Source organism: Nocardioides sp. (assembly GCF_030019515.1).
Lineage (GTDB): Bacteria > Actinomycetota > Actinomycetes > Propionibacteriales > Nocardioidaceae > Nocardioides.
This window is the reverse complement of record NZ_JASEEQ010000018.1, coordinates 75,194-86,308: the sequence shown is the minus strand read 5'-3', so window position 1 is coordinate 86,308 and position 11,115 is coordinate 75,194. Positions and strand designations below refer to the sequence as shown.

The window sequence follows — 11,115 nt, the reverse complement described above, 5'->3', positions numbered from 1 at the left end:
GGTGGGCCCACCAGCACGTCAACGAGGTCGCGCCGTCGCGTGCGGCGACCTCCACCGTGGCTGCGTGGGAGGCGACCCGGGCCTCGAGCTCGGCGACCCGGGCGCACGCGCGGGTGGCCTCGACCAGCGTGGTCGTGGTCTCGGCGGGGTCCATCGACCACAGCGAGGTGTCGGTGATCTCGTCGAGCAGGGCGTGGACCTGGGCCAGGGCGCGGGAGACCACGTGTCGTGGCTGGGCCATGGCGGTCATGGGCGGCTCCCGAGAGCTGTTGCGTGCCAGCATAGTATCAAACATATGCTCGGAAAGTCAACAGGCGTGGCGAAAGAAGTTCGACGAAGTTCAGTCAGCGTCGAGGCGTCGGTCAGAGCGCCGGGAGGCAGGCGGCAACCACCCGCCCACCTGTCCCGTAGCTGCCGAGAACCGCAACCACCAGCCAGCCGGAAGCCGAAGCACAGCCCTCAGCGGCCAGGTGGTTTCGAGGCTCCTCAACCACCGCAGTGCACCTCAACCCACCGGACAGCGAGTCCGGGACCAAGGACCCTGGGGGTCGGAGGTGCCCGGCGTGACCATGGGCCCGTGGAGAACGCGCGGGTCCGCGTCTACTGGCTGCCGCTCGGCGCCGGCGGACGCGTGGTCGCGCGCAACGGCCGGCTCTTCGAGGCGTGGGTCGCGCGCCGCGAGCACCGCAGCCCGTGCGACCTGTACCACGCGGCACTGGAGGTCGAGGTCGGGTCGGCGGCGTACGTGATCGAGATGGCCCCGGCATGGAGCCGGGTCGCCGAGGATCGAGGCGTGGTCGCGACGGGCCCGGTGGGCCTGCGCTGGCTGGGCCGCTCGGCCCTGTTCCGCTACGAGGTACGCCGCTGGCGCGACGGCGTGATCCCCGACGCGGGCTCGGCCGTCGGTGGCCCGGTGCTGGTCCGCACGGACTCGATGCGCGCGGTGCACCTGCTCGCCCTGGTGCCGCTGGTCCCGGAGCTGACCTGGGGCCGCGACGAGCTCGGCCTCGGCGAGATGTGGAACTCCAACGCGTTCGTCGCGTGGCTGCTGGCCGGCAGCGGCCACGACGTCGGTGGGCTCGGACCACCGGTCGGCGGCCGGGCGCCCGGCTGGGACGCCGGCCTGCGCCTGGTGCGCACCTGGGACCAGACGGCCGCCTGACGGAGCCGGCTCGGCGGGCTCAGGCCGGGTGCAGGATCCGGGCCAGCTCCTCCACGCCGTCGACCAGGCGGGTCCCCGGCCGGGCCCAGGCGGCGTTGGCGTCGACGGCGTGCACCGGCACCCCCTCCGGCAGCACCCCGGAACCGACGAGCTCCTCGGCCAGCGCGGTCGCCCCGGCCAGGTCGTAGCCGCAGGGCGCGACCACGACCACGTCGGGCGCGCTCGCTGCGACCTGCTCCCAGAGCACCCGCTCGGACCGCGCGCCGGGCTTCCCGAGCAGGGCCACGCCGCCCGCCGCCTCGATCATCTCCGGCACCCAGTGGCCGGGGGCGTACGGCGGGTCGGTCCACTCGAGCAGCATCACCCGTGGCCGCGGCCGGCCGGCGACGCGCTCGGCCACCGCGGCGAGCCGGGCCCGCTGGGCGGCGACCAGCGCCGTGGCCTCGTCGGTGCGCCCGGTGACGCGGCCGAGCAGGAGGATCGAGTCGAGCACCGCGTCGAGGGTGTGCGGGTCGACCGTGAGCACCTCGGCGGTGCAGCCCAGGTGGGCCAGCGCGTCGTCGACCACGGACACGTCGACGGCGCAGACCGCGCACAGGTCCTGGGTGACGACCAGGTCGGCGTCGAGGCCCGCGAGCGCGTCCGCGGCCAGGTGGTACAGGTCCTCTCCGCGAGACATCGCGCCCACGACGTACGCATCGATCTCCGCCGGCGTCAGCCCGGGCGGCATCGCCGAGGTCGACACCACGGTGCGGGACCGGGCCTCGGGAGGGAAGTCGCACTCGAAGGTGACCCCGACGACGTCGGACCCCGCGCCGATCGCGAACAGGATCTCGGTCGTGGAGGGCAGCAACGAGACGATCCGCACGCCTCGACCCTAGGGCCGGGGCGTGCGGATCGGTCCGCCGGCTCCGGGAGCAGGCTCCCGGAGCGGGCTCCCGGACAAGGCTCCGGGAACAGACGTGGAGCCGCCCCGATACGCTCGCTGCCGCTCGCTACCCGACCGATGGAAGGCCGTTGGAAGGCCGATGGACGACCCGACGCTCACCGTGCTCGTGCTGCTGGGCCTCGCCGGCCTCGCGGCCGGCTTCGTCGACGCGGTCGTGGGCGGTGGGGGCCTGATCCAGCTGCCGGCGCTCCTGCTCGGGCTCCCGGGCGCCGCTCCGGTGCAGGTGCTGGCCACCAACAAGCTGGCCTCGATCTGCGGCACGACGATGAGCAGCGCGACGTACTACCGCCGGATCCGGCCCGACCCGCGCACCTTCGGCCCGTTGATGCTCTTCGCCTTCGCCGGGTCGGCGGCCGGGGCGGTGGTCGCGAGCCACATCCCCGGCGCGGCGTTCCAGCCGATCGTGCTGGTGGCGCTGGTCGTCGTGGGCGGCTACGTCCTGCTCCGCCCGACGCTCGGCGAGGAGACGCTGCTGCGCTTCGCCGGCCGTCGCCACACGGCGGCGGCGATGCTGACCGGCCTGGCGATCGGGTGCTACGACGGCGCGCTCGGCCCGGGCACGGGCAGCTTCTTCGTGATCACGCTGGTCGGCCTGCTCGGCTACAGCTTCCTGGAGGCATCCGCGAAGGCGCGGCTCGCGAACTGGGCCACCAACCTCGCGGCGCTGTGCGTGTTCGTGCCGCAGGGTGCCGTCGTGTGGCGCGTCGGCCTGGTGATGGGCGCCTGCAACCTGGTCGGCGGGTACCTCGGGGCCAGGACCGCGGTCGCGCGCGGCGCCGGGTTCGTGCGGGCCTTCTTCGTGATCGTCGTCGCGGCGTTCGTGGTGCGGATCGGCGGCGAGGTGGTGGGCCTGTGGTGACGACCGACAGCTACCTGACGATCGCGCGCGCCGCCGAGGCGGAGGTCGAGGTCAAGCGCTCCCGGTTCCGGTGCACCCTCGAGCGGGTCGAGGACGAGACCGCCGCCCGCGCGGTCGTCGAGCGGCTGCGCCGCGAGCACTGGGACGCCCGGCACCACTGCTCCGCCTTCCGGATCCGGCAGAGCGGGCTCGGCCCGGGGGGCGAGATCGAGCGCTCCTCCGACGACGGCGAGCCCGCAGGCACCGCGGGCGCCCCGATGCTCGAGGTGCTCCGCGGCCACGTCGAGTCGGGGGTCAGCGACGTGGTCGCCGTCGTCACCCGCTGGTTCGGTGGCACCCTGCTGGGCGCCGGTGGGCTGGTCCGGGCGTACGGCGACGCCGTCCGGGCCGGCCTGGCCGAGGCCGGGACCCTGCGGCGCAGCCTGGTGCGCGAGCACGTCCTCGACCTCGGCCACGCCGACGCCGGCCGGGTGGAGAGCGAGCTCCGCTCGCGGGGCGTCGCGGTGCTGGACTCGGCGTACGGCGCCCACGTCACGTTGCGGCTGGGGGTGCCGCCGGGCGAGGAGGAGCGGCTCGCTGCCCTCGTCGCCGAGCTCACCGCCGGTGCGGGCCGGACCCGCCCGGCCGGCGAGCGCTGGGTCGATAGCCTCACCTCATGAGCATCCCGGTGGACCTCGCCGACCTCCCGACGACGCTCGCGGGCTTCGACCGCGGCTACCTGCTGACCACCACGGAGGGGCGGGTGAAGGCGGTGTCGGTGCGGGCCGTGCCCGCCGACGGCCTGCTGCGGATCGCCGCCCCCGGACGCGGCTCGCTCGCCAACGTCGCCGCCAACCCGGTGGTCACGCTGCTGTTCCCGCCGCGGGAGGCGGCCGGCCACGCCCTGCTCGTCGACGGGACCGGCCGGGGGGAGGGCGACGACGTGGTCGTCACCCCGGCCGCCGCCGTCCTGCACCGGGCCGCCTCGTGAGCACCTCGCCGTTCTGGGTCAGCGCCTTCCTCGACTTCGTCCCCGCCGGCTTCGAGCGCGGCGTGGAGTTCTGGCAGGACGTCACCGGCTACACGCTCTCCGAGCGGCGCGGCGTCGACGGTGCCTTCGCCACGCTGGTGCCGCCGGACGGCGACGACTACCTGCGCGTGCAGCGCCTGGGCGGCGGCGACGGGCGGGTGCACCTCGACCTGCACGTCGAGAGCCCGACCATCGCCGCCGAGGCCGCGATCGAGCTCGGCGCGCACGTGCTGATGCGGCACGAGCAGGGCTACGTCGTGCTCCGCTCGCCCGGGGGCTTCGTGTTCTGCTTCGTGCGCCACCACGCGTCGCGGCGCCCGGCGCCGACGACCTGGGGCGGCGGCCGCTCGGTCGTCGACCAGGTGTGCCTGGACCTCCCGCCGGAGCACCACGACGCGGAGGTCGCGTTCTGGCAGGCGCTCACCGGGTGGGACCTGGAGGGCCCGGACGGCTCCGGGTCGCCGGAGCTCTCCCGGCTCCGGTCGCCCGACGAGCAGCCGCTGCGCTGGCTGCTCCAGCGCCTCGACGGTCCCGGTGGCGCGGTCGCCGCGCACCTCGACCTGGCCGCCGACGACCGGGAGGCCGAGGCGGCTCGGCACGTCGCGCTGGGTGCGACCGTCACCCGCGTCCACGAGCACTGGTCCGTGCTGACCGACCCCGTCGGGACGACGTACTGCATCACCGGCCGGAGGCCGTGAGCCCTGGCTACGTTCGCGGCGGAGGCTCGGCGAACCCGGGCAGCGACTCGGTGAGGATCTGCCGGAACGGCGCCTCGCACTCCAGCTGGCTCAGCACGCCGACCCCGGCCAGCCAGGTGCGGTGGATGAGCAGGTACGACGGCGGCAGGTTGATCTTCATGCCGACCGTGTACGCCGGGTCGCGCGGGTCGTTGATCCGGGCGAACTGGCCGCGCATCCAGGGCCGCGAGAACCGGAACCGCTCGACCTTGGTCGGCTCGACGAACGGCCCCAGGTAGTCGAGCAGCTGCCGCGGGTCGACCCGCATCCGGTCCTTGATGAAGCCCTCGCGGCGCAGCCCGGCCAACAGCTCCTCGGGGTCCTCGACGGCGGCGACCCGCAGCAGCCGGCCCATGGCCTCGGGGAGACCGCGCTCCGGGAGCCGGGCGACCGCGCCGAAGTCGAGCACGCCGAGCCGGCCGGGCTCGCCGTCGGGACCGGGCAGGATGCGGTAGTTGCCGGGGTGCGGGTCGGCGTGCAGCATGCCGGTCCGCGCCGGACCGGAGAAGAGGAACCGGACGAGCAGCTCGCCGTAGTGGTCGCGCTCCTCCTGGGTCCCGGTGGAGATGATCGACGCCAGCGACGCCGGGCTCTCGAGCCACTCGGTCACCAGGACCGTCGCGCCGACCGCCACCACGTCGGGGACCACGATGTCCGGGTCGCCGCGGAAAGCGGCCGCGAACGTGGCCTGCGCCTGCGCCTCGAGCTGGTAGTCGAGCTCGTCCTCGGCGCGCGCCTGGAGCTCGGCGACCAGCGGCTTGAGATCGAGTCCGGGCACCAGCGGCGCGGCGGTCCTGGCCACCCGGGAGAGCTGACGCAGGTCGGAGCGCAGCGCGTCGCCCGCGCCCGGGTACTGCACCTTGACGGCGACCTCGCGGCCGTCGTGCCAGCGCCCCCGGTGCACCTGGCCGATCGACGCGGCCGCGGTCGGGCCGCCGTCGAGCCAGACCAGCTGGTCGCGCCAGTCCGGCCCGAGGTCGCGGGCGAGGATGTCGCGCACCGTCTGGGTGGGCATCGGCGGCGCGTCGTCCTGGAGCCGGGTGAGGTGCTCGCGGTAGGGCCCGGCGAGCTGCTCGGGCAGCGCCGACTCCATGATCGAGAGCATCTGGCCGACCTTCATCGCGCCGCCCTTGAGCTCCCCGAGGGTGCGGAACAGCTGCTCGGCCGTGCGCTGCTGGATCTCGGTCATCACGGTCTCGGCCGGCGCCCCACCGAGCCGCTTGCCGAGGCCGACCGCGCTGCGGCCGGCGTACCCCAGGGGCAGCGCGGCCAGCCTCGCCGTCCGTGCGACGGCCTTGCGGGGCAGCTCGGTCACGTGCCCATTCTCCCAGGCGACGGAAGGGGCGCCGCGCGGGCGCGCTGCATGGGGCGGACGTCGCCGGGTACCGTCGTGCGGTGAGCCGGGAGTACGACGCCGTGGTCGTCGGCGCCGGCCCCAACGGGCTGGTCGCCGCCAACCACCTGGTCGACCGCGGGTGGTCGGTGCTCGTGCTCGAGGCCCAGCCGGACGTCGGGGGCGCGGTCGCCAGCGACCGCGAGCTGCACCCGGACTTCGTCCACGACACGTTCAGCGCGTTCTACCCGCTCGCCGCGGTCTCGCGCGCGATCCAGGGGTTCGGGCTGGAGGAGCACGGGCTGCGCTGGACCCACGCCCCCGCCGTCCTCGGGCACCACCTGCCCTCGGGTGCCTGGGCGCTGCTGCACCGCGACCGCGAGGTCACGGCGGGCCTCCTGGACGCCCAGTACCCCGGCGACGGCGCGGCCTGGCTCGGCCTGTGCGCGGACTGGGACCGGATCGGCGACGCGATCGTGGCGGCCCTGCTGACCCCGTTCCCGCCGGTGCGACCGGGGCTCTCGGCGCTGGCACGGCTGCGCTCGGTCGGCGGGCTGCGCTTCGTCCGGGAGCTGCTCACCCCGGCCGCGGACCTGGGCCGGCACCGGTTCGGGGGCGTCGCGCCGCGGATCCTGCTGGCCGGCAACGCCGGCCACGCCGACATCCCGCTGACCTCGCCCGGCTCGGGCCTGATGGCGCTGCTGATGACCATGCTCGGCCAGACCGTGGGCTTCCCGGCACCGGTCGGGGGCGCCGGGCAGCTCGCCCGGGCGCTCGCCGACCGGCTGCGGGCGAGGGGCGCCGATGTCCACTGCGGCAGCGAGGTCACGGCGATCGAGGTGGCCGGCGGGCGCGCGGCCGCGGTGCGGACGGCGAGCGGGGAGCGGTACGCCGCACGCCATGCCGTCGTCGCCGACGTGTCGGCGCCGAGCCTGTACGGACGGCTGCTCCCCGCCGGTGCGGTCCCCGCCCGCACCCGGGCCGCGATGCGGTCCTTCGAGATGGACCCGGGGACGGTGAAGGTGGACTGGGCACTGTCCGGACCGGTCCCGTGGCGGGTGCCCCCGGCGTACGACCCCGGAACGGTGCACGTCGCCGACTCCGTCGAGGAGGTCGCCCAAGCCCTGCACCAGGTGGCATCGCGGACCATCCCGGCGGCGCCGTTCCTGCTCGCCGGCCAGATGACCACGACGGACCCGACCCGCTCCCCGGCGGGCACCGAGTCGATGTGGGCCTACACCCACGTCCCGCAGCAGACCGTCCGCGACGCCGGCGACGGGACCGTCCGCGGGGTCTGGGACGAGGCGGACTGCGAGCGCTTCGCCGACCGGATGCAGGCGCGGATCGAGCGCCTCGCGCCGGGCTTCGGCGACCGAGTGCTCGCCCGGCGGGTGCTCGGGCCGCGCGAGCTCGAGGCCCGCAACGCCAACCTGGTCGGCGGCGCGATCAACGGCGGTACGGCGCAGCTGCACCAGCAGCTCGTGTTCCGGCCGGTGCCCGGTCTGGGCCGGGCCGAGACCCCGGTGCGCGGGCTCTACCTGGGCTCGGCGGCCGCGCACCCCGGCGGCGGGGTGCACGGCGCGCCCGGCACGAATGCCGCGCGCGCCGCGATCGCCCACCGCCGGGCGCGCTTCCTGGTCCGGCGCTGAGCGGACCGCTCGGCGCCGTACTGGCGGAAGGTGCTCAGCCCGCCTGGGGTGCCGCGGTCGTCGGCGCGTCGCTCGACGGGACGTCGGTGGGCGTCTCGGTGGGCGTCTCGGTGGGCGTCTCGGTCGGCGCGTCCGACGACGGAGCCTCGGTGGGCGACGGCCCGGCGAGGCACTTGTCGAGCCGCTGCTGGGCCTTGGTCAGGCGCATCTGCTGCGCCTTCTTGACCTTGGCGACCTTGGCCTCGGCCGTCTCGGCCTTGTGGAGCGCCTTCTTCGCGGCGGCCCGCTCCCGCGGCGTGGCGGCCTCGGTGAGATCGGCCTCGGCCTCGTCGACCGCGGCCTGCTTGCGCTCGAAGACCGCGGTCACCCGCGCGAGCGCGTTCTCCGCCTTCTCGACCTGGGTGGTCTGCCTGGCGCAGGGAGCGCTCGGGTCCGGCGCGGTCTCGTCCGCCTGGGCGGCGGTCACGACCCCGGCCGCGCCTGCGGCGAGCACGAGCGTGGCGGCCGAGGCCGCGAGCGCGCGCGTGATGTGTCCCATGCTTCTTCCTCTCACAAATTTGTCCCCTGACGAGCGCAATATCGGTCGGGGGACCGGCCTGCTTGAGGGCGGGGGGCTGCCCGATCGGGCAGCCCCCGGGGCCTTGCGCTCAGCCGGCCGGTGTGGGAGGGGTCGGGGCCGCCGGAGGGGCGGCCGGTGCGGCCTGCTGCAGGAACGCGACGTTCTCCTCGGCGGGCATCAGGATCCAGAGGATCGGGTAGACCAGGATCTGGCTGCCGGGCAGCACCATGAGCGCCAGCACGAACAGCAGCCGCGCCGGCCACGGGTCGAGGCCGAGACGCCGGCCGAGGCCGGCGCAGACGCCGCCGAGCACCCGCCGGTCGCGCGGCCGGATCAGGCCGTTCCGGGCGAAGGTCTGGTGGATGTCGTTCATGGGCGCGGCACTTCCTCTGCGGTGGTGGTCGGGGTGTCTCCCCGGTACCTCCACTGTGCTCCGGCCGGCGGCTGCGGCACATCGGGAGTCGCCCTGCCGCGACCCTGAGATCCGGGTCGGGGTCCGGTCACCGGCCGCCGGGGGCCGGCTTGAACCGGCGTACCTCCTGGGGCCAGCCGCAGGCCTCGGCGATCCGGCCGGCCCACTTCCGGGCGGTCGCCTCGTCGGGCACGTCCACCGCGGTGAGGCCGCCCAGCCACTCCTTGGTCTCGGAGAACGGCCCGTCGGTGAAGATCACCGTGCCGCTGGTCGCGTCCGCGCTGAACGCGGTCGCGGTGTCCTCCTCCAGGCCGCCGGCGAAGAGGAGCTCGCCGGCCGCCCTGATCTCGTCCAGGACGCCCATCGCGAGCGGCCCGCGCGAGCGGAACCACTCCTCGGAGTGGTCGCCCACCCACTGCTGGTTGAAGTAGATGAGGTACTCGGTCACGGCTGCTCCTCGTCTCGGGCGAGCCCGACGCCCGCCTCGCCTACGCTACGAACTGCGCACGCCGGATGCGACACGGTCGAGCGACGAACCTCGCACGCGCGTGCGCGGCACGAGACCGGAGGAGGTGCCATGACTGCTGACCCGAGCCGGCACTGGGACGCCGTCTACACCAACAAGGCCGACATCGAGACGAGCTGGTACCGACCCGGTGCCGGGACCTCGGTGCGGCTGCTGGCGCAGGCCGTCGCCGCGACCGGCGCCGGGCCCGGGGCGGTTGTCGACGTCGGCGCCGGCACCTCGACCCTGGTCGAGGAGCTCCTCGCCGACGGCTGGTCGCCCGTCACGGCGCTCGACGTGTCCGGGGCGGCGCTCGAGCGCACCCGCGCCAGGGTGGCGGACCATGCGGGCGGTGCGGACGTCCGCTTCGTGGTGTCCGACGTCTTGGAATGGCGCCCGGCCGGTGGCTTCGACGCCTGGCACGACCGGGCCGTCTTCCACTTCCTCACCGAGCCCGACCAGCAGGCCCGGTACGTCGCCACGGCCGCGCGGGCCGTGCGCACGGGTGGGGTGCTGGTCATCGGAACGTTCGGCCCGGACGGGCCGGAGCAGTGTTCGGGCCTGCCCGTCGCGCGCCACGACGTCGAGGCGATCCAGGCGCTCTTCGCGTCCGACTTCGAGCTGCTGTCCGGCGAGACCGAGGTGCACCGCACGCCGTGGGGTGCCGAGCAGCAGTTCACCTGGGCGAGCCTGCGTCGAGGCTGACTCGCCGCTCCTGGGTGGTCACCCGTCGCCGAAGAGGCGTGCGATGAAGGCCATCGAGTCCTCGATGGCGGCGTAGGGAACGTCGAGGTGCCCGGTGTCGGCGTAGAAGTGGTACTCGACGGTGTTGCCGGCGTCCCGCAGGGCCTCGGCCAGGCGCTGCCCGGTGCCGGGGACGCAGAACTCGTCGGCCCCACCCTCGGCGAGGAAGAGCGGGCGGTCGTAGCGTCCCCGGGGGACCTCGAGGGCGCGGAAGTCCACGGCGGCGGCGAACCGGGCGGCGGCCTCGGCGTCGCTGGTCTCGCCGAGACCCAGCGCGAGCAGGGGCTTGCCGATGAGCTCTGCGAAGACGGGGAGGACGGTGCCGGGTTCGTGGAGGTAGCTGGTGCGCCAGGCGTCCAGGAGGACCTGCCCGTCGGCGTTGAGCCAACCCTCGATCTCCACGTCGGGGTCGTGGTAGCTGGCGGCGTGGAGGACGAGCGGGGTGAGGATGCGTCCGAAGTCGCTCGTGGCCGCGGAGAGCGTGTCCCACTCGGTAGGCGGGGCGGTGGCCACGGCGCCGCGGTAGTCCAGCTCGGGCGCGACGCGGGTTGCTTCGGCGGCGGTGAACAGGGTGGCGAGGCCGCCCTCCGACTGGCCGGCGGCCACCCAGGTCGCGGAGCACTCCGGGGCCGTCTCCCGGGCTGCGCGGACCGCGTCGATCTGGCTGGCCGCGAGGCTGGGGCCGTGCAGGTAGGGGTGGGGTCCGGCTGCCCCGAGGCCTTCGTAGTCGGTGCACACCACGGCGTAGCCCGCGTCGAGGAACCGCGGGGTGCTGCCGCACACCGGGTGACCCAGCACCTCGGCCATCGGTCGCAGCGACGGCGCCGCCTCGGGGATGATCCCCACGGTGCCGTGAGCGTAGGAGACCACGGGCCACCCCGTCGCGGGAGCCTCACCGGCGGGCAGGTACAGCACGCCGCTGACCGCCACGGGCCGGCCGTGGTGCCCGAGCGTGGCGTAGAGCAGGCGGACCGCGCGATCCGCACCGGGGACCCCGAGGGCGCCCTCCAGCGGCTCGAACCTCAGGACCGACCCACGAGGCGTCTCGCCCAGGTCGTCGTCCCAGGCGTAGAAGTCGCTGGCGGGGGGCAGGCGCTGGTCCTTCATGGATCTCCCTGTCTCGGTCGCGCGGGCGTCGCGTTGTACGAGCGTACAACGACCGGCCTATGGTGGGGTCGCGTCCTGGCGGTGAGAGGA

The 11,115-nt window shown here is 75.0% G+C and carries 13 protein-coding genes and 1 pseudogene; 7 read left to right on the top strand and 7 right to left on the bottom strand.

What is annotated here, in order from left to right; all coding sequences use genetic code 11:
* Positions 1–250, bottom strand: a pseudogene (locus tag QMC84_RS20380) (HNH endonuclease); the annotation flags it as partial.
* A gap of 327 nt (positions 251–577) precedes the next feature.
* Here QMC84_RS20380 and QMC84_RS20375 point away from each other — a divergent pair.
* Positions 578–1,162, top strand: a complete 585-nt coding sequence (locus QMC84_RS20375; RefSeq protein WP_300378118.1) for a hypothetical protein — start codon at positions 578–580, stop codon at positions 1,160–1,162.
* Positions 1,163–1,181: 19 nt separating this feature from the next.
* On the opposite strand, the gene QMC84_RS20370 is transcribed toward QMC84_RS20375, so the two are convergent.
* A complete protein-coding gene (locus QMC84_RS20370; protein WP_300378116.1) occupies positions 1,182–2,030 on the bottom strand; it encodes an ABC transporter substrate-binding protein in 849 nt (282 codons plus the stop codon).
* Between the two features lie 160 nt (positions 2,031–2,190).
* Between QMC84_RS20370 and QMC84_RS20365 the strand changes: the two genes are divergently transcribed.
* Genes QMC84_RS20365 through QMC84_RS20350 form a run of 4 tightly spaced genes read left to right on the top strand, consistent with a single transcriptional unit; the run spans position 2,191 to position 4,677 of the window.
* Positions 2,191–2,970 (top strand): TSUP family transporter, encoded by a 780-nt coding sequence (locus tag QMC84_RS20365; RefSeq protein WP_300378114.1) that lies wholly within the window; start codon positions 2,191–2,193, stop codon positions 2,968–2,970.
* Positions 2,967–3,629, top strand: a complete 663-nt coding sequence (locus QMC84_RS20360; RefSeq protein ID WP_300378112.1) for a YigZ family protein — start codon at positions 2,967–2,969, stop codon at positions 3,627–3,629. Before QMC84_RS20365 ends, QMC84_RS20360 begins: the two co-directional genes overlap by 4 nt.
* Positions 3,626–3,940: a pyridoxamine 5'-phosphate oxidase gene (locus QMC84_RS20355; RefSeq protein WP_300378110.1), complete on the top strand. Its 315-nt coding sequence runs from the start codon at positions 3,626–3,628 to the stop codon at positions 3,938–3,940. Before QMC84_RS20360 ends, QMC84_RS20355 begins: the two co-directional genes overlap by 4 nt.
* Complete coding sequence (locus tag QMC84_RS20350; RefSeq protein ID WP_300378108.1) at positions 3,937–4,677, top strand: VOC family protein; 741 nt, start codon at positions 3,937–3,939, stop codon at positions 4,675–4,677. Before QMC84_RS20355 ends, QMC84_RS20350 begins: the two co-directional genes overlap by 4 nt.
* Before the next feature lie 7 nt (positions 4,678–4,684).
* Here QMC84_RS20350 and QMC84_RS20345 read toward each other — a convergent pair whose 3' ends face one another.
* A complete protein-coding gene (locus QMC84_RS20345) occupies positions 4,685–6,031 on the bottom strand; it encodes an AarF/ABC1/UbiB kinase family protein (RefSeq protein WP_300378106.1) in 1,347 nt (448 codons plus the stop codon).
* Positions 6,032–6,111: 80 nt separating this feature from the next.
* Here QMC84_RS20345 and QMC84_RS20340 point away from each other — a divergent pair, with 80 nt between their 5' ends.
* Complete coding sequence (locus QMC84_RS20340) at positions 6,112–7,698, top strand: NAD(P)/FAD-dependent oxidoreductase (RefSeq protein WP_300378103.1); 1,587 nt, start codon at positions 6,112–6,114, stop codon at positions 7,696–7,698.
* A gap of 34 nt (positions 7,699–7,732) precedes the next feature.
* On the opposite strand, the gene QMC84_RS20335 is transcribed toward QMC84_RS20340, so the two are convergent.
* The 3 genes from QMC84_RS20335 to QMC84_RS20325 all read right to left on the bottom strand — a co-directional run bounded on the left by QMC84_RS20335 (position 7,733) and on the right by QMC84_RS20325 (position 9,117).
* Positions 7,733–8,236, bottom strand: coding sequence for a hypothetical protein (locus tag QMC84_RS20335; protein ID WP_300378101.1), 504 nt, complete (start codon positions 8,234–8,236; stop codon positions 7,733–7,735).
* A gap of 109 nt (positions 8,237–8,345) precedes the next feature.
* The gene (locus tag QMC84_RS20330) at positions 8,346–8,630 is read right to left on the bottom strand and encodes a PspC domain-containing protein (RefSeq protein WP_300378099.1); all 285 of its coding nucleotides are present in this window, start codon (positions 8,628–8,630) and stop codon (positions 8,346–8,348) included.
* 127 nt (positions 8,631–8,757) lie between these two features.
* Positions 8,758–9,117, bottom strand: coding sequence for a YciI family protein (locus QMC84_RS20325; RefSeq protein WP_300378097.1), 360 nt, complete (start codon positions 9,115–9,117; stop codon positions 8,758–8,760).
* Between the two features lie 129 nt (positions 9,118–9,246).
* On the opposite strand from QMC84_RS20325, the gene QMC84_RS20320 reads away from it, so the two are divergent.
* Positions 9,247–9,879, top strand: a complete 633-nt coding sequence (locus tag QMC84_RS20320) for a class I SAM-dependent methyltransferase (RefSeq protein WP_300378095.1) — start codon at positions 9,247–9,249, stop codon at positions 9,877–9,879.
* A gap of 18 nt (positions 9,880–9,897) precedes the next feature.
* Here the strand turns inward: QMC84_RS20320 and QMC84_RS20315 are convergent, their stop codons facing one another.
* Positions 9,898–11,025 carry a lipase family protein gene (locus QMC84_RS20315; protein WP_300378093.1) on the bottom strand — a complete coding sequence of 376 codons (1,128 nt, stop codon included), beginning with the start codon at positions 11,023–11,025 and terminating at the stop codon, positions 9,898–9,900.
* Positions 11,026–11,115 lie beyond the last annotated feature (90 nt).